The sequence below is a fragment of the Streptomyces lydicus genome (assembly GCF_004125265.1).
Taxonomy (GTDB): domain Bacteria; phylum Actinomycetota; class Actinomycetes; order Streptomycetales; family Streptomycetaceae; genus Streptomyces; species Streptomyces lydicus_C.
This window is the reverse complement of the sequence record NZ_RDTE01000003.1, coordinates 6,662,108-6,684,329: the sequence shown is the minus strand read 5'-3', so window position 1 is coordinate 6,684,329 and position 22,222 is coordinate 6,662,108. Positions and strand designations below refer to the sequence as shown.

Below are 22,222 nucleotides of genomic sequence, written 5' to 3'. Positions count from 1 at the left end.
GCGGACGATCGTAGATCCGGCCCGGCCGGGGCAAAAACGCTGCGCCCCGCCTCAGGGCCTGGTGACCGCGGAGATCGGCATCATCCCGACGGGGTCGTAGCGGACCCGTGCGCCGGGATAGGGCGCGTGGACCACATGGCCGTTGCCGACGTACATCCCGACATGACTGCCGTCCGCACGGTAGATGACCAGGTCACCGGGCTGGGCCTGGCTGAGGGGCACCTGCCGGCCGGCGCCGCGCTGCGCCTGCGAGGTGCGCGGGAGGGAGACGCCGGCCCGCCCGTAGGCCCATTGGGTGAGTCCGGAGCAGTCGAAGGCCGAGGGGCCGGTGCCTCCCCAGGCGTAGGGCCGGCCGACCACGGCACGCACCGCGGCGACGGCCGCCGCGGCCCGCCCGGAGGCCGGTACGGCCCCCCGCAGGTCCGGGACCGCCTCGTGGCGCCCGTCGCTCCGCGAGGCCCGTGCGTAGGCCGCCCTGGCGCCCTTGGGCAGCGCGTCCAGCAGCCGCCGCGCCGTGGCCAGCTTGTGCTGGACGTCCTTCTTGTGGCGGGCGACCTCCTTGCGGCCCGCCTCCAGCTGCGCCAGCTTGCGTACGGTCTCCCTGCGCTGCTGCTCCAGGGAGCGCTGTGCGGCCCGCAGCCCGTGCAGCTCGCGGGCCTGGCCCGCACCCAGCCGGTCGAGGGCGGAGGCCTTCTCCAGGTAGGTGTCAGGACGTTCGGAGAGCATCAGCCGGAGGGTGGGGTCCATCCCGCCGGACCGGTACTGGGCGGCCGCCAGCGCACCCAGCCTGCCGCGCATCCGGTTGATCCGCTCCTGGGCGCGGGCGGTGCGGTCCTGGAGCGCCGTCACCTGGCGGCGCAGCTTCTTGGTCCGGGCGTCCGCGCCGTTGAACTTCTCGGTGGCCCGCTCCGCCTGTTCGTAGAGACGGTCGACCCGCGAGGCCGCCGCGTCACGGGCGGCGGTGTGGCCGGCGGGCTCGGCAACGGCCTGCGGTGCCGACAGCGCGGCGGCCGCGACCGTCAGGGCGGCCGACACCACGGTGACCGAGGCGAGGGTGGTCCGGCCTTGCTGCGAGGTACGGCGGTGGGACGCCAAGAGCCGAACTCCTTCCGACGGGGGTACCCCTGCGTGAGCGCAGCCGAGAGCCCGGGGAAGCCCCTGCCGCCCCGGGAGGGCGGTCGGTGAAGCGGAAGCTGCGAGGGCAGACAGTACGGCGCCGGTGCGATCCGGCCAAAGCGGCCTCTTCGCCCGCAAAAAGCCGCCCCGCCGGTGACTGTGCAGGTCACCGGCGGGGCGGTAGGTCAGGGGCCGAGGCCGCAATTCGCCCGTTCGGGCGGCAGGCCGGGAGCGTGGTGAGGCTTTTCGGACCCGCGGGTCTCAGACCCGCACGTGTCAGACCCGCACGCCGAACGCGAACTCCATGTTGCTCATCGGCTCGTAGCGCACGGAGGCGCCGGGCTTGGGTGCGTGCAGCACCTGGCCGTTGCCCGCGTAGAGACCGATGTGGTGCAGGTCGCTGTAGAAGAGCACCAGATCGCCGGGCTTGAGGTCGCTCTGCGAGGCGATCCGGGTACCGGCGTTGGCCTGGGCCTGCGAGGTACGCGGCAGCGACTGGCCGGCCTGCTGGTACGCCCAGGAGGTCAGACCCGAGCAGTCGAAGGACGACGGTCCGGTGGCGCCCCAGACGTACGGCGAACCTATCTTGGACTGGGCGGCGGCCAGGGCGGCCGCGCCGCGCTGCGAGGCCGGCAGGTCATCGCCGAGGTTGACCCGCGAGTTGCTGCGGTTGGCGCGGTTCTCCTCGGCCTGCATGGCCGCCCGCTCCTTGGCCGTCATCTTGTTGAGCAGCTGCTGCGCCTCGGCCAGCTTGCCCTTGATCTCGTCCTTCTTGTCACCGAGCGCCTTACGGGTCTCGGAGAGGTCCTTGATCTTGGCCGAGGCCTCCGCGCGCTCCTGGGCGAGCCGGCGCTGCTTGTCCGCGACGGTCTTGAGCTGGTCGGCCTGCTTGCCGCTCAACTGGTCGAGCGTGGCGGCCTTTTCGAGGTAGGTGTCCGGGTCGCCGGAGAGGAACAGCTGGACCGAGGGGTCGATGCTGCCGCTGCGGTACTGGCCGGAGGCGACGGCACCGAGGCCCTTGCGCATCTGATTGAGGTCACCCTGGCCGCGGGCGACCTTGTCCTGGAGGTCGTCGACCTCTTTCTGGAGCTTGTCCTGCTGCTCCTTGACCCCGTCGTACTTCTCGGTGGCCTGCTCGGCCTCGTTGTACAGCTTGTCGACCTCGGACTTGACGTCCTTCTTCGACTGATGGGGGTCGGCCTGGGCGGCCTGGGACGAAAGGGCGACGGCCGCCGCGGCGGTGGCGGTGAGCACGGTCACGCGGGTACGGCTCGGCTGCTTGGGTCGACGGTGGGACGCCACGGGGGCGAGCTCCTTCTTCCTCCAGCCGCCTACCGGGAAGTGGGGGGGTGAGACCCCGGCTCCGCGTGAACGCCGCGGACTCGGCGGTTCCTCCACGGTTCATCCCGGTTGGATGATCAGATGCATGGAGGTTCGGGCCCTGACCTTAGTAACCGAGCTGTGATCGCTTCAAATCCTCAGGGAAAAATTCTGCGTCACCAGCCCCATCCTTTACCAACATCACACAGGCTGTGAGCGCCAATTGACGCTCAGAGACGGATCGTCGGCGTTTTCCGGTGTTCCGGCGGCCGGAGCGGGCAGCCTGTCAGGTCCGGGCAAGTCGTTTGAGGAGCAGGGCGGATGCCACCGGCCGCGCCCCGGCCTTCGCCACCCCGTCGGCCACTTCCCGGTCCGTGGAGACCACGACGACCGGACGTCCGGGCGGTTCGGCCCGAACCAGCTGACGAATCAACTCATCGGCCGTTACGCCCGGTTTGCTGAACAGGACCCGGACCCCGCGCGGCGGTGCGAGCAGCACCGGCGCCGCGAGCTCCGCACCGTCGAAGACACAGGTCATCTCCGCGCCGGTCTGCGCCGCCAGCACCGCGAGGCCGCCCAGCAGCCGCAGCCGCTGCTTGTCGAGCGGCATGGTCGGATAGCCGGTTTTGGTGACGTTGTAGCCATCCACCACCAAATGCGCCTGCGGCAGCGCCAGAAGCTGGTCGAGCAGCGCCGGGTCCATCTCCGACAGCGCCCGCGTCGCGATGTCCTTGGGCGTCATCCGCCCCGGCGCGACCGCCTCGACGGTGTCCGCCGGATGGACGCTGGCGGGCGGCAGCGCCAGCTCGCGGCGCAGCCCCTGCGCCGCGTCCAGGACCGTGTCCAGCAGCAGCCGCAGCCGCATGTCCTCGACGCTGCGGCCCTCGCGGGCGGAGCGCCGGCTGGTCTCCAACGCCGTCTCCGCCTCGGCGATCCGGGCCTTGAGCCGGCGCACCTCGCTGTCCGCCGCGGTCTTCTCCGTGGCCGCCCGGTCCCGTACGTCCGCCACGGCGGCCTCGGCCTTGCGCACCGCGGCCTCCCCGCGCTTGACGTCGCTCAGCGCACTGCGCAGCTTGCGCCGCAGGGACTCGTTCTCCTTGCGGGCCGCGTCCAGGTCCACCCGGATCCGCTCGGCCTCCGTACGGGCCTCACCGCGCGCCTGCGCCAGTTCCTCGCGCAGCCTGGCCAGCTCGCGTTCGGCCTCTTCGCCGGCCCGCTCGGCGCGCGCCCGCTGCGCCTCCTCACCGGCCGCCGCGACGAGCTTGGTCCAGCCTTCGGGGCGCAGCACATAGGCGGCCGCCGCCACATCGAGCGGATCCGCGGCCGCGGGCGGGGTGCCGTGCTCCAGCGCCTCGGCGAGCTCCGACTGCGCCTCACGCAGCTTGCCCGCGATCCGCTGCCGGAAGACCGCGTCGCTCTCCAGCGCCGCGGCCATCGCGTTTCCGGCGAATTTGGCCCGACGGGTCGGGGTGAACCGGGCGTACTGCCGCAGCGGGGGCGGGAGTTCGGCGAGGGTCAGCGCGCCGAACGACTCCGCGGTGAGCGCCACGACCCGGCGCCGTACGCCCTCGGGCAGCGGACGGTCGAGCACGTCGTCCGCCGCACTCCCGGGTGCGTCGTCACGCCGGCCCCCCGACTCCCCTTCTGGACGGTCCACCACGGCTGCATCGCTCCGATCTCAGGCGTTCGCGCCCGGACGGTCGACCAGCTCGATCTGGTCGACCGCGTTGCACCAGCGGCAGCGCACGGACTCGATGCTCTCACTGAGGACCTCGCGCTCCTCCACCGTCGGCGCCCCGGCCAGGTCCAGGTGGACGTACTCCACGACCTTGGAACGGCGCGTCACGTCGAACCGCGTGAGGTTGCCGCACAGCGTGCAGCGCCACCGGGTCCCGTCCGTCGGCAGGGGAACAGCCATCGTGTCGTCCTCTTTCGTGCTCATCGGTGTCGTGCTGCTGCGCGGTTCACGCGGTGCGCCGTCGGATCGCGGAAGTACGCAAAGTACTGCCTGTAACCCTACGGCCTGATGGGGGGCCGGTGCGGGCCCGCCCAGGTGCCGGGACACGGCGAGGCACTCTGTCCCGATTGCCCGCATTGGGTCATGATCACCTCATGACGGCGCCGGCCCCCTCACCCCGCTCACCCCGCTCGTCCGGTCTCCTCCCCCGCCCTCCGCGCCCCGCCCGGTCGCTGGTCGCGGTGTTCTCGCGGATGACGAATGTGCTGATCGGCCTGTGCTGCGCGGTCTTCGTGCTCGGCCCCGCCTCCGGCCTGAACCGGATATACGGCACCGGCGAGGCCCTGCTCAAGGCCCAGACCGCGTATTTCGAGCGGTGGGGCGTGATCCCGCTGGAGCTGTGGAGCGGTTCGCTGCGCGCGCTGGTCACCCCGCTCACCGCGTTATTCGTGCACGGCAGCTGGCTGCACCTGCTCGGCAACGTGCTCTTCCTGTACGTCTTCGGCGCCATGACCGAGGCACGGATGGGCAGGCTGCCGTTCACCGCCTTCTACCTCATCATCGGCTACCTGGCGCTGCTCGGCTACGCGGCCGCCCACGCCACCTCGGGCCAGACACTGGTGGGCGCCTCCGGCTCGATCTCCGGCGTCCTCGGCGCCTTCCTCTTCCTGTTCCCGACGGCCCGGGTCACCAGCCTCTTCCCGTTCCTCTTCTTCCTGCCGCTGCGTTTCCCCGCCTGGATCGTGCTGCTGTTCTGGTTCTTCCTGCAGTGGCAGGCCGCCCAGGAAGACCCCCGCGGTCCCGGCGTCGCCTACCTCGCCCATGTCATCGGCTTCACGCTCGGCTTCCTGTACGCCTGGGCCCGCTACCGCAGGGATAGTGTGGGGGCCACCAGGGAAGATGACCGGGCGACCGAGGGAGAGAGCCAGCCGTGATCACGTCGATCGTGCTCATCAAGACCAACGTGGACCAGATCCCGGAGATCGCCGAGAAAATCGCGGCACTGGAAGGGGTCAGCGAGGTCTACTCGGTCACCGGCGCCCACGACCTGATCGCGATGGTGCGGGTCGCCGCCCACGACGACCTCGCGGACGTCATCCCCGGCCGCATCAGCAAGGTCCCCGGCGTCGCCTCCACCGAGACGCATATCGCGTTCCGCACGTATTCGCAGCATGACCTTGAGGCGGCCTTTGCGATTGGGCTCGACGCGTAGCCCAGTCTTTTTCCCGCGTTTTTGGCTTTCCCGCCGTGGGGCTTCTCGCCGTTGCGCCTGCGGCGGGCGGGGTCCGCTGCGCGGGGCTGTGGGTGCGGTGACGGGCCTCCGCGGGTGGGGTGCCGGACTGCTTCGCTTTACGTCCGGCACCCCACCCGCTCCGGCCCGTCCCCTCCCGTTGGGGGTGGAAAAAGACCAGGTGGGGGTGCGTCCAGTACTCCAGCCGTAGATCGTTAGGTGCCTGGGTTGTCTGCCGTTGGCGGAAACTCAGGTGGCCTCGGTGCGCCACCTGGGTACGGTCGGGCGGTGCCCGAGTTGAAGCGGCTGCATGCCGACGACGCCCCCGCGGTCCTGGCCTTCGAGCTGGCGAACCGCGCCTACTTCGCCGCCTCGGTCTCCGACCGCGGTGACGAGTTCTTCGACCAGTTCGCCGACCGGTACAGCGCCCTTCTGGCAGAGCAAGAGGCCGGCACCAGCGCCTTCTACGTGCGCGTTGCCGAGGACGGCGCGGTTCTGGGCCGGTTCAACCTGTACGACTTCGAGGACGGCACCGCTGAGCTCGGCTACAGGGTCGCGCAGCATGTTGCCGGCCGCGGTGTGGCGACCGCGACCGTCCGGGAGCTGTGCCGGCTGGCGGTGGCGCGACACGGGCTGCGCACACTGCGGGCGGCCACCTCCCTAGGCAATGCCGCGTCCCAGCGGGTGCTTGCCAAGGCCGGGTTCGTTCCAGTTGGCCCGGCCGACCCGGCTGGCCTCGGCGGTAAGGCCGGCACCTGGTACCAGCGCGACCTGTCACTCCAGCCGTAGACCGTGATCTTTCCGGTGACGGCCGGATACCCAGCGGCTGTTCACGACGCTGGTCATCCCGTGAAATGGCTTCCCAGGAACGACCGGTAGACGCCGCACAGCTACCACCGCGGCCCGCCCCCACCCACGTTTTACTTACTCACCCACGGGAGGGGACGGGCCGGAGCGGGTGGGGTGCCGGACGTAAAGCGAAGCAGTCCGGCACCCCACCCGCTCCGGCCCGTCACCGCACCCACAGCCCCGCGCAGCGGACCCCGCCCGCCGCAGGCGCAACGGCGAGAAGCCCCACGGCGGGACGGCCGAAAAACGGGGCGGAGGCAAAGCGCAGCGGGCGAAACACGGGCGAGAAACCCCCACGCCGGGAAAGCCGAAAACGTAGGAATCACACCGCGCTTCGCGCGGGCACGCAACGGCCGTCCTCCGTCTGGTAGTTCCAGGTGGCGCCGTTCGTGACCAGTTCCTTGACCGCTCGGAGAAAGCGGTCGACGTGTTCATCCGGCGTGCCGACGCCCACGCTGACGCGGATGGCGTTCAGGGAGCGCTCGCCGGGGGCCGCCTCGGGGGCGCCGCACTCGCCCGGGTCCTGGGGTTCGCTGCCCAGGAGGGTGCGGACGAGGGGGTGGGCGCAGAACAGGCCGTCGCGGACGCCGATGCCGTACTCCGCCGACAGCGCCGCCGCGAAGTGCGAGCTGTTCCAGCCCTCGACGACGAAGGAGAAGACGCCGACCCGCGCCGCGTCCTCGCCGAAGAGCGAGAGCACGGTCACCTCGGGCACCTCGGCCAGGCCCTCCCGTACTCGGGTGATCAGCGCCTGCTCGCGGGCGGCCAGGTCCTCGAAACCGGCCTCGGTCAGGGCCTGGCAGGCCGAGGCGATGGCGTAGGCGCCGATGACGTTGGGCGAACCGGCCTCGTGACGGGCGGCGGTGGTGTGCCACTCGACGTCGACTCCGCCGTCCGTGCGCCGGGAGACCTTGCGGCTGGCGCCGCCGCCGGCCAGATACGGTGCGGCGGCCTGCAGCCAGTCCGCGCGGCCGGCCAGGACACCGGCGCCGAACGGCGCGTACAGCTTGTGCCCGGAGAAGGCGACCCAGTCGACGTCCAGCTCCGCGATGTTCACGGGGTGGTGCGGGACGAGCTGCGCCGCGTCCAGCACGATGCGCGCGCCGTGCGCATGCGCGGCGGCCGCCAGCTCCCGCACCGGCCACAGCTCACCGGTCACGTTCGACGCACCGGTCACACAGACCAGCGCCGGGCCGTAGGGCTCGCGCTCGGCCAGCGCCTTCTCCAGGGTGTCCACCGCCTGCTGCGGGGTGCGGGGCGCGTTGAGGTAGGTCACGGTGGTGTCCGCGCGCTGCTCCCACGGCAGCAGCGAGGCGTGGTGCTCGGTCTCGAAGACGAACACCCGGGTGTTCTGCGGGAGTACGGCCGCCAAGAGGTTCAGCGAGTCGGTGGTGGAGCGCGTGAAGACCACCTGGTCCTCGATGCCGCAGCCCAGGAACTCCGCGATGGTCCGGCGGCTGTTCTCGAAGAGGTCGGTGGAGAGCTGCGAGAGGTACCCGGCGCCGCGGTGCACGCTGCCGTAGTAGGGGGCGTAGGCCGCCACGTCGTCCCAGACCCGCTGCAGTGCGGGGGCGCTGGCGGCGTAGTCCAGCGCGGCGTAGTCGACCTCGCCGCCCGTCACCAGCGGGACGCGGACGTCCCGGCCGAGGACGGGCAGCGGGGCACAGACGGAGCTGTCGGCGGCAACGGCGGAAACAGACATGGCGAACTCCCGTGAGAAGCAAGTGAATTCGCTGCGGGGCGGAGCGCGTCGGGTGCGCACAAAACGCACGGCTGGGCGCCGCAGCTGAAAGGAAAAAGGGGATGCGGAAAAGGGGCCGTCGAGCCCTATCGCATTCGCTGATTCACGGAAGTTCTCCCTCGGGGACCAGGATCCCTGGCGAGGGATCCGCGCTTGCCGCAGACCTCGCTGCCTACGGCCTGGTCATCACCCGGGGCACCCCGCCACGGAAGGAGGGTTGCCGGACAGCGGGCCGGGGCCTGCATCGCTGTCACTCGTGACCTGCGCAGAATCATGCCACACGGGCACCATCACGCAAGCCCCGGTCCGTATACCGGACTGGGGCTTGCGTCACACTCTGTGTCACCGGGCGCTCAGGTGTTGCTGGCGGTCACCCAGCGCTCCAGGGCCTGCCGGGCCGCCCCGGAGTCGATCGCGGCGGCGGCCTTGTCGATACCGGCCCGGATCTGCCGGTCCAGCGGGGCGTCGGAGGGCTCCAGCGCGACCAGCGCCGCCGCGGAGTTCAGCAGCACCGCATCGCGCACCGGGCCGGTCTCCCCGTCCAGCAGCCGGCGGGCCACCTCCGCGTTGTACGACGCGTCGGCGCCGCGCAGCGCCTCCACCGGCACCAGGTCGATGCCCACGTCACGCGGGTCGAAGGCCTCCTCGCGCACCGTGCCGTCCCGGACGATCCAGACCCGGGAGGTCGCGGTGGTGGTCAGCTCGTCCAGGCCGTCGTCGCCGCGGAAGACCAGTGCCGACGAGCCGCGCTCGGCGAGCACCCCGGCGAGGATCGGCGCCATCCGGGCGTCCGCGACGCCGGTCGCCTGGGCGCGGACCTTGGCGGGGTTGGTCAGCGGGCCCAGCACATTGAACGTGGTGCGGATGCCGAGCTGGCCCCGGGCGTTGGCGACGTGCCGCAGCGAGGGGTGGAACTTCACCGCGAAGCAGAAGGTGATGCCCGCTTCCCGGGCGACCTCGGTGACCCGCCGCGGGGTGAGGTCGAGGTTGACGCCGAGCTTTTCCAGCACGTCGGAGGCGCCGCTGGCCGAGGAGGCCGCACGGTTGCCGTGCTTGACGACCTTGGCGCCGGTGCCGGCGACCACGATCGAGGACATCGTGGAGATGTTGACCGTCTTGGCGCCGTCGCCGCCGGTGCCGACGATGTCCACGCTCGGTCCCGGCACCTCGATCAGCCGGGCGTGCTCGTACATGGCCCGGACGAGCCCGGAGATCTCCGCGACGGTCTCGCCCTTGGCCCGCAGCGCCACCGCGAAGCCGGCGATCTGGGCGTCGCTGGCCTCGCCCCGCATGATCCGGTCCATCGCCCACGCGGTGTCGTCCGCGGCGAGGTCCCGGCCGTCGAGGAGGGCGTTGAGGATGCCCGGCCAGGTGTGGGCCGCCACGCTGTCGCCGCCGAGGGGGGTCGCAACGTTCATGGTCCACACTCCTGATTTGTCTCCTGCTTGTGCGTTCACCCTATCGAGCCGCCGGGCAGGCCGGAGGGCCCCGTCCGATCAACGGACGGGGCCCTCTGGGTGGCGTGCTCCTACGGTGCGCTACGAGGCGCCGCGGTGATCAGTGGTGGCCGTGGCCGCTGGTGATCTCCTTGTACTCCTCGACCGTGGGCTTGGCGATGACGTTGTCCTCGCCGTAGTAGGTCTTGGAGAGCTTGGCCCGCAGCTTCTGCGAGCGCGACACCTTGCGCGCCACACCATTCTCGTCGACCTCGGGGCCGAGCTCGAGCGGCGCGGGCTGCTCGTGCTGGGTGAGCACGTGCAGCTGCTCCTGGTCGAGCGGCTCGTGGACCTCGATGAACTCACCGTGCGGCAGGCGCTTGATGATGCCGGACTCGCGTCCGTGCAGCACCTTGTCCTTGTCGCGGCGCTGCAGACCCAGGCAGATCCGCTTGGTGGCGATGAAGGCCAGCACCGGAAGGACGAAGAAGCCGATCCGGACGAACCAGGTGATCGAGTTGATCGACAGGTGGAAGTGGGTGGCCCACAGATCGTTGCCGCCACCGATCAGCATCACGAAGTACGCAACCAGCCAGGCGACACCGAAGCCGGTACGGGTCGGGACGTTGCGCGGGCGGTCCAGGATGTGGTGCTCGCGCTTGTCGCCGCGGACCCAGGACTCGACGAACGGGTAGACCGCGATCGCGACCAGGACCAGCGGGAAGACCAGGATCGGGATCAGCACGCCGAGGTTGAGGGTGTGGCCCCAGAAGTTCCACTCCCAGCCCGGCATGACACGCACCAGACCCTCGGCGAAGCCCATGTACCAGTCGGGCTGGGCGCCGGTGGACACCTGGTCGGGGCGGTACGGGCCGATGGCCCACACCGGGTTGATGCTGGCGATCGCGGCGATGGCGGCGATCACACCGAAGACCAGGAAGAAGAAGCCTCCGGCCTTGGCCATGTAGACCGGCAGCAGCGGCATGCCCACGACGTTGTTGTTGGTCTTGCCGGCACCCGGGAACTGGGTGTGCTTGTGGTAGAAGACCAGGATCAGGTGCGCCACCAGCAGGCCGAGCATGATGCCCGGCAGCAGCAGGACGTGCACCGTGAAGAACCGCGGGATGATGTCGTGCCCCGGGAACTCCCCGCCGAAGATGAAGAACTGCAGGTACGAACCGACCAGCGGCATCGCCAGGATGACGCCCTCGATGAACCGCACACCGGTGCCGGAGAGCAGGTCGTCGGGGAGCGAGTAACCGGTGAAGCCGGTGAACATGCCCAGCACGAACAGCAGGAAGCCGAACAGCCAGTTGATCTCACGCGGCTTGCGGAAGGCGCCGGTGAAGAACACCCGCATCATGTGGACCATCATCGCGGCCAGGAAGACCAGCGCGGCCCAGTGGTGGATCTGGCGGATGAGCAGGCCGCCGCGGACGTCGAAGCTGATGTCCAGCGTCGACTCGAAGGCCTGGGTCATCCGGATTCCCTGCATGGGCACATAGGAACCGTGATAGGTCACCTCGGCCATGCTGGGGTGGAAGAACAGCGTCAGGTAGACACCGGTCAGGATGATGATGATGAAGCTGTAGAGCGCGACCTCACCCAGCATGAAGGACCAGTGGTCCGGGAAGATCTTGCGCATGTTGGACTTGGCGAGGCTGTAGATGCCCAGCCGTCCGTCCGCCCAGTCCGCGATCCGCTCGCCCCGTGGCGCCGGGCCACGGCGTGTGCTGGTCGCGGTTGTCTCGTTACTCATCCGCGCTCCCAGAAGCTCGGGCCGACGGGCTCCTCGAAGCCGCTTGCGGCCTCCAGGAAGCCGTCCTTCTCCGTGATGTGCAGCTGCGGCAGGGCGTGTCCGGCCGGACCGAAGATCACCCGACCACCGTCAGAGAGGTCGAACGTCGACTGGTGGCACGGGCAGAGCACGTGGTGCGTCTGCTGCTCGTACAGGCTGATCGGGCAACCCACGTGGGTGCAGATCTTCGAGTACGCCACGATGCCCTCGTGCGACCAGGAGAGTTCGTGCTTGTCCTTGATGTCCTGCGGCTGGATCCGCACGAGCATCAGGGCGTCCTTGGCGATCTTCTCGGCGAACTCCTCATCGTTCTCCTCCAGGCCCTCGGGCTTGGCGAACGTCAGGGAGCCGACCGCGATGTCCTCGGGACGCAGCGGGAGGTTGGTGGACTGGTTGACGAGCCGGACGCCCTTCTTCCAGTTCGTGGTGCGCAGCTTGTTCCCGGGCAGCGGGCCGAGGTCGCGCAGCAGGACGACACCGGAGAGCGGCACCAGGGCCAGCGCACCGAACATCGTGTTGCGGACCAGCTTGCGGCGGCCGATCTGCGACTCCTTGGCACCCGCCGCGAAGTCCGCCATGACCTTGGCCTTGACGTCGGGGGCGGCCTCGATCGGGTGACGCTCGTCGGCGACCTCCTCGTCCGACATCAGCGTGCGGGCCCAGTGGACCGCACCGGCGCCGATGCAGAAGAGCGCCGCGCCGAGGGTCAGACCGAGCGCGAAGTTCAGCGCGCTGATGTGACCGATCGGCCAGATGAAGACGATCTTGTCGATCGGGATCGCCACATAGGAGGCGATGAAGGCGACCGTCGCGACCATCGACACCACGAAGAGCAGCGCGACGGTGCGCTCGGAGCGCCTGGCGGCCCGCTCGTCGATGTCCTGGGCGCGGTGCTCGTGGGGCGGCAGGCCCGGGTCGGCGAAGGGGTTCTCCGCCGTGGCCACCGCACCTTCGTGAGCCGTCTCCCGCTCAGAGGGAAGGGTTTCTTCTGGCACGTCTTCGTGTCGTCCAGTCTCGCTCATGACTTCTTGGCCTTCGTAGTCCGGGCTGCGACCCAGATGGCGACCGCGATCAGCGCGCCCAGGCCGAAGATGTAGCCGAAGAGACCCTCACTGACCGGACCGAGACCGCCGAGGTCGAGGCCGCCGGGGCTCTCGGATTCATCGCCGTTGACGGCGCCGAGGTACGCGATGATGTCCTTCTTGTTCTCCTTCGACAGCGAGCCGTCGCCGAAGGAGGGCATGTTCTGCGGGCCGGTTTCCATGGCCTCGTAGATGTGCTTCGGGTCCACGCCTTCGAGCGTCGGTGCGAACTTGCCGTCGGTCAGGGCGCCGCCCTTGCCGGTGAAGTTGTGGCACTGCGCGCAGTTGGTGCGGAACAGCTCGCCGCCCTTGCCGATGTCGGCACCGTTGGCGCTGTACTGCTCCTTGGACGGCACGCTCGGGCCGGGGCCCAGCGACGCGACGTAGGCCGCGAGCTGGTCGATCTGGGCGTTGGTGTAGATGTTCTTCTTCCGCGGCACCTGGGCGCCGGGCTGCTGGGCCGGCATCCGGCCGGTGCCCACCTGGAAGTCCACGGCTGCGGCGCCGACGCCGACCAGGCTCGGGCCGTCGGAGGTGCCCTGACCGCCGGTGCCGTGGCAGCTGGCGCAGCCCACGGCGAAGAGCTTCTTGCCCTCCTTGACGGCAAGAGACTGGGCGGTGTCATCGGCCTGAGCCTTGTCCGCCGGCGCGAACGCGGCGTACAGCCCCCCAGTGACCGCCAGCGCGAAGAGTAGGACGACGAGCGCCGCCAGCGGATGGCGCCGTCGTGCGGAGAGCTTTTTCACGGATTACCCCGGTGTCAGGATCTTCTGCGTCGATGCTTTGGCTATGTCTGTCTGATATGCGGTACCGGTCGGACCGGTTACCGGATCAGGTAGATCGTGGCGAAGAGGCCGATCCAGACGACATCGACGAAGTGCCAGTAGTAGGACACGACGATGGCCGCGGTGGCCTGCGTGTGGGTGAACCTCTTGGCCGCGTACGTCCTGCCCAGGACCAGCAGGAAGGCGATCAGGCCGCCCGTCACATGCAGTCCGTGGAAGCCGGTGGTCAGGTAGAACACCGAGCCGTACGGGCCGGACGAGAGCGACAGGCCCTCGTGCTTGACCAGCTCCGTGTACTCGAAGACCTGACCGCCGATGAAGATCGCACCCATGATGAAGGTGACCACGAACCAGGCCCGGAGCTTCTTGACGTCGCCGCGCTCTGCGGCGAATACGCCGAGCTGGCAGGTCAGAGAGCTGAGCACCAGGATCGTGGTGTTGGTCGCGGAGAACGGAAGATTCAGCGCACTGGCGGATTCCTTCCAATACGCCTCGCCGGTCACCGATCGAAGGGTGAAGTACATCGCGAAGAGGGCCGCGAAGAACATCAGCTCGGAACTCAGCCAGATGATGGTTCCGACGCTGGTGAGGTTCGGCCGATTGACCGACGGGTGCGCGTGCCCGGTTTCTACTGTCGTTGCTGTCGCCACGACCGACATTATGTCGGTCGCTTATCCCGCCCTCACTCCGGGGGGTGCCGTTCGGTGTGTCAAGGACGTATGCCCTGCTCGTACGGCCCCTTTCCAGAGGTCGCCCGAAGGGGGGACGCACCGGGCGGCCCGCCGTCCGCAAGGCCGTACCGGGCCGGGTCTGACGGCCCGTCGGGGACATCCTGGATCCGCTCAACCCCTCCTGCGGACACCCGCCGCGGGAGTAGCATCCGCCCCACCCGATGCTGTGCCGCTACGAAGCGTGGAGGAACGATGCAGGCGACTGCCACGGTGCTGGTCTACAGCGACAACGCAGGCACCCGCGAGCAGGTCCGGCTGGCGGCCGGCCGGCGCCCCGCCGCCGATGTCCCGCCGATCGAGATCCTGGAGTGCGCCACCGCGCCCGCCGTCCTCACGGCCCTGGAGCAGGGCGGTATCGACGTCTGTGTACTGGACGGCGAGACCGCACCCGCGGGCGGGATGGGCGTCTGCCGGCAGATCAAGGACGAGATCTTCCGGTGCCCGCCGGTGCTGCTGCTGATCGGCCGCCCCCAGGACGCCTGGCTGGCGACCTGGAGCCGCGCGGATGCCGCGGTGACGCATCCGCTGGACCCGGTGGCCTTCGCGGACGCCCTGGCCGGCCTGCTGCGCCGCAGGAACCTCGTACAGGCCTGAGAGCGGCCGCCGGGCCGCCGCAGAACCCGCCGGGCGGCGTCAGAACTTCGGGCGCAGCCGGGCGTCGTCGGCGGGGTCCTGGAGGCGCCCGGCGGCTCCCGTGGTGGTGTCGGACTTGTTCTTGAGCGCGCTGCCCTCGCGCCATTCCTGCCAGGGCATGTTCCAGTCGCCGAAGCCGTTGTCGAAGGGCGTCATGGTGTCGCCGCTGCTGTTGACGACCTTGACGATGTCGCCGATGCGCACATGGTTGAAGAACCACTGGGCGTTGCTGGTGGACATGCCCGTACAGCCGTGGCTGACGTTCGCCGCGCCCTGCGATCCGACGGACCAGGGTGCGGCGTGGACGTACTCCCCGCTCCAGGTCACCCGGGTGGCCCAGTAGACCGGCAGGTCGTAGGAGTCCCCGCTCCCGGCGGCGATGCCCACCGTCGAGCTGCGCATCCGCACGAAGCTCTCCTTGCCGAGGACGACCTTGACGCCGTTGCGGGTGGAGAAGCCGGGCTTGCCGGTGGTGACGGGGATGGTGTTGATCGACTCACCGTTGCGCAGCACCGTCATCTGGTGCGTCGCCGCGTCGGTGATGGCCTCCACCCGGTCGCCGGTGGTGAGCTTCACGGGCTTGGACGGGCCGCCGTAGAGCCCCTTGGCGACCCTCAGGCCCGAGAGGTTGCTGTGCACCGAGATGGTGGCGTGCGCGGGCCAGTACTCCTTGGGGCGGAAGTGCAGCTTCTTGTCGTCCACCCAGTGCCAGGAGCCCTGCACCCGCGGCATGGAGTCGACCTTCAGGGCGCCCTCGACCACGGCCCGGGCCTGGGGGTCCTTGACGGGCTGGCTCAGTTCGGCGGTGACCGGCTGGCCGACGCCGTACTCCCCCTCCTTCGGACCGAAGGCGGCGGTCAACTGGCCGACGGCGCCGCGGGTGTTGACCACGAGCGTCTTACGGCCGGGGGAACCGTCCTGCTGCTCGGTGCTCACCCGCACCGTGTAGCGGCTGCCGGCGGCCAGCGGCGCCGTGGTGCGCCAGTGCCTGCCGTCGGCGCTCAGCTCGCCGCGTACAAAGCGTCCTGTGGTGTCGGTGGCGGTCACGTCGGTGATCCGCGCTTCGTCCCCCTTGACGGACACCTCGAGCGGCTTGTCGGGGTCCGCTTTCTGGGTGCCGCCGGGGATGTTGGCCGTGATCTGGCCGGCCGCGTCGTAGGGAGTGCCGGAGAGCGTTTCCGAATCCGAGCCCCCGCACGCGGTGGCGCTCACCGCAAGGGGCACGAGCAGGAGGCCGCAGCTCAGCACCGTCCGGGTTCGAGGTCTGTGACTCATGCCCCAAAAATATGAAGAATCACCTGCCCCAGCGCGCTGGAGGAGTGCAAACGGGTCTGCTCCCGGCCGCCAAACGAGACGGGCCCGGACACCTGTTGAGGTGTCCGGGCCCGCCGTGGCGTCCTGCGCCGTGGTTACTGCGTGCGGTTCTCGCCGCGGTAGTACTCGAAGACCCAGCCGAAGAGGCCGACGAGGATCACCGGGGCCGAGAAGTACAGCAGCCACCAGCCGAAGACCACGCCCAGGAAGGCGAGCGCGCCACCGACGGCCAGGGACAGCGGCTGCCAGCTGTGCGGGCTGAAGAAGCCCAGCTCACCGGCGTCGTCCGAGACCTCGGCGTTCTCGTTGTCCTGGGCACCCGCGTCGACCCGCCGGGCCGTGAAGGCCAGGTAGTAGCCGACCATGATGCACAGGCCGAAGGCGAGGAACAGTGCGGTGGTACCCGCGGGCTCCTTCGACCAGACCCCATAGACGATCGCCATGAGGAGGACGAAGACGGAGAGCCAGATGAACATCTTGCCCTGGATCTTCACTTGCCCGCCTCCTTGCCGCCGGCGAGGGCCTTGTCATCCTCGGACACACGGCCGTTGTGCAGCGCGTCGAGGGCTGCGATCTCCGGGTGGTGCAGATCGAACGCCGGGGATTCGGAGCGAATGCGCGGCAGGGTGAGGAAGTTGTGCCGCGGCGGCGGGCAGGACGTCGCCCACTCCAGCGAGCGGCCGTAGCCCCACGGGTCGTCGACCTCGATCTTCTCGCCGTACTTCGCCGTCTTCCAGACGTTGTAGAGGAACGGCAGGATCGACAGGCCCAGCAGGAACGAGCTGATCGTCGAGATGGTGTTCAGCGTCGTGTAGCCGTCGGCCGCGAGGTAGTCCGCGTAACGCCGCGGCATGCCCTCGGCGCCCAGCCAGTGCTGGACGAGGAAGGTGCCGTGGAAGCCCACGAACAACGTCCAGAAGGTGATCTTGCCCAGCCGCTCGTCCAGCATCTTGCCGGTGAACTTCGGCCACCAGAAGTGGAAGCCCGCGAACATCGCGAAGACGACCGTACCGAACACCACGTAGTGGAAGTGCGCCACCACGAAGTACGAGTCCGAGACATGGAAGTCCATCGGCGGCGACGCCAGGATGACACCGGTCAGACCACCGAAGGTGAAGGTGATCAGGAAGCCGATCGTCCACAGCATCGGCGTCTCGAAGGACAGCGAGCCCTTCCACATCGTGCCGATCCAGTTGAAGAACTTCACACCGGTCGGCACCGCGATCAGGAACGTCATGAACGAGAAGAACGGCAACAGCACACCGCCCGTCACATACATGTGGTGCGCCCACACCGTGACCGACAGACCGGCAATCGACACCGTCGCCGCAATCAGACCCATGTAACCGAACATCGGCTTCCGGGAGAACACCGGAATGACCTCGGAAATGATGCCGAAGAACGGCAAAGCGATGATGTACACCTCTGGATGACCGAAGAACCAGAAAAGATGCTGCCAGAGCAACGCCCCGCCATTCGCGGCATCGAAGACATGCGCCCCGAATTTACGGTCCGCCTCCAGCGCGAACAGCGCCGCCGCCAGCACCGGGAAGGCCAGCAGGACCAGCACACCGGTCAGCAGCACATTCCAGGTGAAAATCGGCATCCGGAACATCGTCATGCCGGGAGCCCGCATGCAGATGATCGTCGTGATGAAGTTGACCGAACCGAGGATCGTGCCGAAGCCCGAGAAGGCCAGACCCATGATCCACATGTCCGCGCCGACGCCCGGCGAACGCACCGCGTCCGAGAGCGGCGAGTACGCGAACCAGCCGAAGTCCGCCGCACCCTGCGGGGTGAGGAAGCCGGCCACCGCGATCAGCGAGCCGAAGAGGTACAGCCAGTAGGCGAACATGTTCAGCCGCGGGAACGCCACGTCGGGCGCGCCGATCTGCAGCGGCATGATCCAGTTCGCGAAGCCGGCGAACAGCGGCGTCGCGAACATCAGCAGCATGATCGTGCCGTGCATCGTGAACGCCTGGTTGAACTGCTCGTTCGACATGATCTGCGTGCCGGGACGAGCGAGCTCGGCGCGCATCAGCAGCGCCATCAGTCCGCCGACGCAGAAGAATGCGAACGACGTGACCAGGTACATCGTGCCGATGGTCTTGTGGTCAGTGGTCGTCATCCACTTCACCACGGCGATGCCGGGTTGCTTCTTGCGTACGGGCGGTGCTGCCGGAGCCTTATCGGCGGCGGCACCCTGAGGTTCGTTGAGGATGCTCACTGGTTCTTGGTCTCCGCATTCCTGGCGTGATCCGTCTGCGCGATGCCCGACGGCAGGTATCCGGTCTGGCCCTTCTTCGCCAGGTCCTTCAGGTGCTCCCGGTACCGCTCAGGGGAGACGACCTTGACGTTGAAGAGCATCCGGGAGTGGTCGACTCCGCAGAGCTCGGCGCACTTGCCCATGAAGGTGCCCTCCTTGTTGGGGGTCACCTCGAAGACGTTGGTGTGGCCCGGGATGACGTCCTGCTTCATCAGGAAGGGCACCACCCAGAAGGAGTGGATGACGTCACGAGAGGTCAGCACGAACTGGACGGTCTCGCCCTTCGGCAGCCACAGGGTCGGGCCCGGGTTGCCGGTCTGCGGGTTGCGCTCGCCCGGGGTGCCCGAGTCGTAGACGCCGTCGGCACCGGCCGGAGCGCCCTTCTTCCACTTGGTCGGGATCCCGTCCAGTGCGCTGGAGTTGATGTTCGAGGTCGACTTCTTGCCGTCCACGTTCTCCAGGTAGTTGAACGCCCAGCTCCACTGGAAGCCGACCACGTTGACGATGTGGTCGGGCTTCTTGGAGGTCTTGAGGATTGCGCTCTCATCGCGCGCGGTGAAGTAGAACAGCACCGCGATGATGATGAACGGGACGATCGTGTACAACGCCTCGATCGGCATGTTGTACCGCGTCTGCGGGGGGACCTCCACCTTGGACCTGCTGCGGCGGTGGAAGATCACGCTCCAGATGATCAGGCCCCAGACCAGCACGCCCGTTGCGAGGGCGGCGGCCCAGGAGCCCTGCCAAAGAGAGAGGATCCGCGGCGCCTCGTCGGTGACGGGCGTTGGCATGCCGAGGCGGGGGAAGTCCTTATATGTGCAACCAGTAGCGGTCGCCAGGACCAGGCCCGCAGCAAGCACCTGCGGCAGCTTCCGCCGCATCGGGCGCCGCGACGAGCGGTCGGAGCCGTTGGGACTCACGTAGCGCCTTCCCGAGAGTCTCGCCCGCGCGGTCGGCTGCGGCCTTACTCGCTGGTCGGTCGCCGCCCTGCGTCGGGCAGGGGTTTGGATGTTTATGCGGGCCAAACCTTACTGGACGCTATTTGGGGTCGCGCGGGGAGGGTGCCCAACGCGCCGCGACGCACCCCTAAGGGGTGGCCAGGGCTTCCGGGAGGCGCCCGCCGAACCCCCGGATACCGGCCGAATACCCGCTTCCACCAGGCATCTGACGCCGCGCCCGGCCGGGCCCGCGCATGCTGGCCGGGGGCCTTCCCGGGGAGGTCGACCGGGGGCTCCCCCACCCGCCGGCCGCACCCGGGAGCCGTGCGCCGCCGCACGGCGGGGCCGGGGCCGCCCCCGGCCCCGAGCCGGAGGACTAACGTCTCGTACGTGCCCTATTTCGACGCGGCGTCGGCCGCCCCCCTGCATCCGGTCGCCCGCGAGGCCCTGCTCGCCTCGCTCGACGAGGGCTGGGCCGACCCGGCCCGCCTCTACCGGGAGGGGCGGCGCGCCCGGCTGCTGCTGGACGCCGCGCGGGAGGCCGCGGCCGGGGCCGTGGGCTGCCGCCCCGACGAACTGGTTTTCACCCCTTCGGGGACGCAGGCGGTACATACGGGGGTTTCCGGCGCACTCGCGGCCCGCCGGCGGTCCGGCCGCCGGCTGCTGTACTCCGCCGTGGAGCACTCCTGTGTCCTGCACGCCGCCGAGGTCCACGAGGCGGCCGGCGGCAGCAGCGCGGAGCTGGCCGTGGACCGTACGGGCCGGGTGGCGCCCGGCGAGGTGGCCGCCGCGCTCGGCCCGGACACCGCGCTGGTCGCCCTCCAGTCCGCCAACCACGAGGTGGGAACCGCACAACCGGTCGAGGAGGTGGCCGCGCTCTGCCGGGAGGCGGGCGTCCCCCTCCTGGTGGACGCCGCGCAGTCGCTGCCGTGGGGGCCGGTGCCCGGCGCCTGGTCGCTGCTGACGGCGAGTGCCCACAAATGGGGCGGACCGCCCGGCGTGGGGCTGCTCGCCGTCCGCAAGGGGACCCGGTTCGCGCCCCAGGGGCCGCGGGACGAGCGGGAGTCGGGCCGCAGTGCGGGCTTCGAGAACATCCCCGCCGTCGTGGCCGCGGCGGCGTCCCTGCGGGCGCTGCGCGCGGAGACCGGGGACGAGGCAGCGCGGCTGCGGCGGCTGGTGGACCGGATCAGGACACGGGTGCCTCAGCTGGTCCCGGACGTGGAGGTGGTCGGCGATCCGGTGAACCGCCTCCCCCATCTCGTCACCTTCTCCTGTCTCTATGTCGACGGAGAGGCCCTGCTGCACGAGCTCGACCGGGCGGGTTTCTCGGTGTCGTCCGGATCGTCGTGCACCTCCAGCACCCTGACGCCGAGCCATGTGCTGCGGGCGATGGGTGTGCTGTCCGAGGGGAATGTCCGGGTCTCGCTGCCGTATGGCACTGCCGAGGCGGACGTGGAGCGCTTCTTGGAGGTGCTGCCGCGGGTGGTGCGCGCGGTGCGGGAGCGGCTGGGTGTCCCGGCGGCGGGGGCCGGGGAGACCGCCGGGGCCGGGGAGACTGCCGAGACTGCGGGGGCCGGGGAGACCACCGAGGCCGCCGGAGCCGGGGATGCCGCTGGGCCCGGGGATGCCACCGAACCCGCCGATGCTGCCGAGCCCGCCGGGCTGGTCGTCGACTCGCTGGGCAAGCGCTGCCCCATCCCGGTCATCGAGCTGGCGAAGGTGATCGGCGAGGTGCCGGTCGGCGGGACGGTGACGGTGCTCTCCGACGACGAGGCCGCCCGGCAGGACATCCCGGCCTGGTGCACCATGCGCGACCAGGAGTACGTGGGCGAGCGGGCGGCCGAGCGCGGCGCCGCCTACGTCGTGCGGCGCCGCGCCTGAAACCGGGCCTCTCAGGCCAGGTGCTGCTGGACCTCGGCCGCAGCCTCGTCGCCGTAGGCCTTGGTGAAGCGGTCCATGAAGTGGCTGCGGTGCAGCTCGTACTCCTGGGTGCCGACGGTCTCGATGACCAGCGTCGCCAGCATGCAGCCGATCTGGGCGGCGCGCTCCAGGCCGACGCCCCAGGCCAGACCGGACAGGAAGCCGGCCCGGAAGGCGTCGCCGACGCCGGTGGGGTCGGCCTTGACGTTCTCCTCCGGGACGCCGACCTCGATGACCGGCTCGCCGACCCGCTCGATGCGGACGCCGTTGGCGCCGAGGGTGGTGACGCGGGTGCCGACCTTGGCCAGGATCTCCTCGTCGGTCCAGCCCGTCTTGGACTCGATCAGGCCCTTCTCGTATTCGTTGGAGAAGAGGTAGGCCGCGTCCGCCAGGAGAGTGCGGATGGCGTCGCCGTCCATCCGGGCGATCTGCTGGGAGAAGTCGGCACCGAAGGGGATACCGCGGGTCCGGCACTCCTCGGTGTGCCGGATCATCGCCTCGGGGTCGTCCGCGCCGATCACGACGAGGTCCAGGCCGCCGACCCGCTCGGCCACGTGCTGCAGCTCGATCAGCCGGGCCTCGCTCATCGCGCCGGTGTAGAACGAGCCGATCTGGTTGTGGTCGGCGTCGGTGGTGCACACGAAGCGCGCGGTGTGCAGCACCTCGGAGATGCGGACGGAGCGGGTGTCGACGCCGTGGCGGTCGAGCCAGGCGCGGTACTCCTCGAAGTCGTTGCCGGCGGCACCGACCAGGATCGGCTCGGTGCCGAGCTGGCCCATGCCGAAGCAGATGTTGGCGGCGACGCCGCCGCGGCGGACGTCGAGCTCGTCGACCAGGAACGAGAGGGAGACCGTATGCAGCTGGTCGGCGACCAACTGATCGGCGAAGCGGCCGGGGAAGGTCATCAGGTGGTCGGTGGCGATGGAGCCGGTGACTGCGATACGCACGACGGGTCTGCTCCTGCGGAAGGCGTAGGGGCGGGCTGACGTGTAGCCACGCTACCTGCAGGGGTCGCGTGCCACCCGGTCATCCCGGACACTTGGAATGGCTGAAACTACCCAATAGTAGGTCTTTCTCGTCGCTATATGGCTGCGTACGGTGCCCC

General features: G+C 69.6%; 20 protein-coding genes and 1 riboswitch. Of the genes, 5 read left to right on the top strand and 15 right to left on the bottom strand.

The features are described from left to right. Nucleotides 1-51: 51 nt before the first annotated feature. The 4 genes from D9V36_RS31955 to D9V36_RS31940 all read right to left on the bottom strand — a co-directional run bounded on the left by D9V36_RS31955 (nt 52) and on the right by D9V36_RS31940 (nt 4,354). Nucleotides 52-1,095, bottom strand: coding sequence for an NlpC/P60 family protein (locus tag D9V36_RS31955; RefSeq protein WP_129296822.1), 1,044 nt, complete (start codon nt 1,093-1,095; stop codon nt 52-54). A 297-nt stretch (nt 1,096-1,392) separates the two neighbouring features. After that, complete coding sequence (locus D9V36_RS31950) at nt 1,393-2,418, bottom strand: NlpC/P60 family protein (RefSeq protein ID WP_129296821.1); 1,026 nt, start codon at nt 2,416-2,418, stop codon at nt 1,393-1,395. A gap of 304 nt (nt 2,419-2,722) precedes the next feature. After that, a complete protein-coding gene (locus D9V36_RS31945) occupies nt 2,723-4,096 on the bottom strand; it encodes an NYN domain-containing protein (protein ID WP_431357713.1) in 1,374 nt (457 codons plus the stop codon). Between the two features lie 18 nt (nt 4,097-4,114). Next, nucleotides 4,115-4,354, bottom strand: coding sequence for a hypothetical protein (locus tag D9V36_RS31940; RefSeq protein WP_030086623.1), 240 nt, complete (start codon nt 4,352-4,354; stop codon nt 4,115-4,117). 293 nt (nt 4,355-4,647) lie between these two features. On the opposite strand from D9V36_RS31940, the gene D9V36_RS31935 reads away from it, so the two are divergent. The 3 genes from D9V36_RS31935 to D9V36_RS31925 all read left to right on the top strand — a co-directional run bounded on the left by D9V36_RS31935 (nt 4,648) and on the right by D9V36_RS31925 (nt 6,413). Then, nucleotides 4,648-5,328: a rhomboid family intramembrane serine protease gene (locus D9V36_RS31935; protein WP_129298822.1), complete on the top strand. Its 681-nt coding sequence runs from the start codon at nt 4,648-4,650 to the stop codon at nt 5,326-5,328. Beyond that, nucleotides 5,325-5,606, top strand: a complete 282-nt coding sequence (locus tag D9V36_RS31930; protein WP_086716532.1) for an Lrp/AsnC family transcriptional regulator — start codon at nt 5,325-5,327, stop codon at nt 5,604-5,606. The genes D9V36_RS31935 and D9V36_RS31930 overlap by 4 nt, the downstream gene beginning before the upstream one ends. 306 nt (nt 5,607-5,912) lie before the next feature. Next, on the top strand, nt 5,913-6,413 hold the full coding sequence (locus D9V36_RS31925) for a GNAT family N-acetyltransferase (RefSeq protein ID WP_129296820.1): 501 nt from the start codon (nt 5,913-5,915) through the stop codon (nt 6,411-6,413). Between the two features lie 382 nt (nt 6,414-6,795). Here D9V36_RS31925 and D9V36_RS31920 read toward each other — a convergent pair whose 3' ends face one another. The 6 genes from D9V36_RS31920 to ctaE form a co-directional block, all read right to left on the bottom strand. Continuing rightward, on the bottom strand, nt 6,796-8,175 hold the full coding sequence (locus D9V36_RS31920) for an aminotransferase class V-fold PLP-dependent enzyme (protein WP_129296819.1): 1,380 nt from the start codon (nt 8,173-8,175) through the stop codon (nt 6,796-6,798). Between the two features lie 183 nt (nt 8,176-8,358). Continuing rightward, a riboswitch (SAM riboswitch) is annotated at nt 8,359-8,476 on the bottom strand. A 91-nt stretch (nt 8,477-8,567) separates the two neighbouring features. Further along, entirely contained in the window at nt 8,568-9,632 is a 1,065-nt protein-coding gene (gene trpD, locus D9V36_RS31915) for an anthranilate phosphoribosyltransferase (RefSeq protein WP_129296818.1), read from the bottom strand. Between the two features lie 139 nt (nt 9,633-9,771). Beyond that, nucleotides 9,772-11,409, bottom strand: coding sequence for a cytochrome bc1 complex cytochrome b subunit (gene qcrB, locus D9V36_RS31910; RefSeq protein ID WP_129296817.1), 1,638 nt, complete (start codon nt 11,407-11,409; stop codon nt 9,772-9,774). Next, nucleotides 11,406-12,470, bottom strand: coding sequence for a cytochrome bc1 complex Rieske iron-sulfur subunit (gene qcrA / locus D9V36_RS31905; protein WP_129296816.1), 1,065 nt, complete (start codon nt 12,468-12,470; stop codon nt 11,406-11,408). Before qcrA ends, qcrB begins: the two co-directional genes overlap by 4 nt. Next, nucleotides 12,467-13,276, bottom strand: coding sequence for a cytochrome bc1 complex diheme cytochrome c subunit (gene qcrC / locus D9V36_RS31900; protein ID WP_129296815.1), 810 nt, complete (start codon nt 13,274-13,276; stop codon nt 12,467-12,469). Before qcrC ends, qcrA begins: the two co-directional genes overlap by 4 nt. A gap of 77 nt (nt 13,277-13,353) precedes the next feature. Further along, nucleotides 13,354-13,974 (bottom strand): aa3-type cytochrome oxidase subunit III, encoded by a 621-nt coding sequence (ctaE, locus tag D9V36_RS31895; RefSeq protein WP_006606088.1) that lies wholly within the window; start codon nt 13,972-13,974, stop codon nt 13,354-13,356. A gap of 264 nt (nt 13,975-14,238) precedes the next feature. Between ctaE and D9V36_RS31890 the strand changes: the two genes are divergently transcribed. Further along, nucleotides 14,239-14,640, top strand: a complete 402-nt coding sequence (locus tag D9V36_RS31890; RefSeq protein ID WP_129296814.1) for a hypothetical protein — start codon at nt 14,239-14,241, stop codon at nt 14,638-14,640. Between the two features lie 39 nt (nt 14,641-14,679). Here D9V36_RS31890 and D9V36_RS31885 read toward each other — a convergent pair whose 3' ends face one another. The 4 genes from D9V36_RS31885 to ctaC all read right to left on the bottom strand — a co-directional run bounded on the left by D9V36_RS31885 (nt 14,680) and on the right by ctaC (nt 19,179). After that, entirely contained in the window at nt 14,680-15,954 is a 1,275-nt protein-coding gene (locus tag D9V36_RS31885) for a L,D-transpeptidase (RefSeq protein WP_206739757.1), read from the bottom strand. 134 nt (nt 15,955-16,088) lie between these two features. Continuing rightward, complete coding sequence (locus D9V36_RS31880) at nt 16,089-16,487, bottom strand: cytochrome c oxidase subunit 4 (protein WP_129296813.1); 399 nt, start codon at nt 16,485-16,487, stop codon at nt 16,089-16,091. Next, nucleotides 16,484-18,220 (bottom strand): aa3-type cytochrome oxidase subunit I, encoded by a 1,737-nt coding sequence (ctaD, locus tag D9V36_RS31875; protein WP_129296812.1) that lies wholly within the window; start codon nt 18,218-18,220, stop codon nt 16,484-16,486. Before ctaD ends, D9V36_RS31880 begins: the two co-directional genes overlap by 4 nt. Next, the gene (gene ctaC / locus D9V36_RS31870; protein WP_164993079.1) at nt 18,217-19,179 is read right to left on the bottom strand and encodes an aa3-type cytochrome oxidase subunit II; all 963 of its coding nucleotides are present in this window, start codon (nt 19,177-19,179) and stop codon (nt 18,217-18,219) included. Before ctaC ends, ctaD begins: the two co-directional genes overlap by 4 nt. Before the next feature lie 408 nt (nt 19,180-19,587). Here ctaC and D9V36_RS31865 point away from each other — a divergent pair, with 408 nt between their 5' ends. Further along, nucleotides 19,588-21,078 carry a cysteine desulfurase/sulfurtransferase TusA family protein gene (locus D9V36_RS31865; RefSeq protein ID WP_129296811.1) on the top strand — a complete coding sequence of 497 codons (1,491 nt, stop codon included), beginning with the start codon at nt 19,588-19,590 and terminating at the stop codon, nt 21,076-21,078. An 11-nt stretch (nt 21,079-21,089) separates the two neighbouring features. Here D9V36_RS31865 and D9V36_RS31860 read toward each other — a convergent pair whose 3' ends face one another. Continuing rightward, nucleotides 21,090-22,064: a carbohydrate kinase family protein gene (locus tag D9V36_RS31860; RefSeq protein WP_129296810.1), complete on the bottom strand. Its 975-nt coding sequence runs from the start codon at nt 22,062-22,064 to the stop codon at nt 21,090-21,092. Between the last annotated feature and the right edge of the window lie 158 nt (nt 22,065-22,222).

What these genes read in the sequence shown, in the direction of transcription:
- D9V36_RS31935 (WP_129298822.1), top strand. Translation starts at nt 4,648, where the DNA reads ATGACGAATGTGCTGATCGGCCTGTGCTGCGCGGTCTTCGTGCTCGGC.
- ctaE (WP_006606088.1), bottom strand. Translation starts at nt 13,974, where the DNA reads ATGTCGGTCGTGGCGACAGCAACGACAGTAGAAACCGGGCACGCGCAC.
- D9V36_RS31920 (WP_129296819.1), bottom strand. Translation starts at nt 8,175, where the DNA reads ATGTCTGTTTCCGCCGTTGCCGCCGACAGCTCCGTCTGTGCCCCGCTG.
- D9V36_RS31890 (WP_129296814.1), top strand. Translation starts at nt 14,239, where the DNA reads ATGCAGGCGACTGCCACGGTGCTGGTCTACAGCGACAACGCAGGCACC.
- qcrA (WP_129296816.1), bottom strand. Translation starts at nt 12,470, where the DNA reads ATGAGCGAGACTGGACGACACGAAGACGTGCCAGAAGAAACCCTTCCC.
- D9V36_RS31885 (WP_206739757.1), bottom strand. Translation starts at nt 15,954, where the DNA reads ATGAGTCACAGACCTCGAACCCGGACGGTGCTGAGCTGCGGCCTCCTG.
- qcrB (WP_129296817.1), bottom strand. Translation starts at nt 11,409, where the DNA reads ATGAGTAACGAGACAACCGCGACCAGCACACGCCGTGGCCCGGCGCCA.
- trpD (WP_129296818.1), bottom strand. Translation starts at nt 9,632, where the DNA reads ATGAACGTTGCGACCCCCCTCGGCGGCGACAGCGTGGCGGCCCACACC.
- D9V36_RS31940 (WP_030086623.1), bottom strand. Translation starts at nt 4,354, where the DNA reads ATGGCTGTTCCCCTGCCGACGGACGGGACCCGGTGGCGCTGCACGCTG.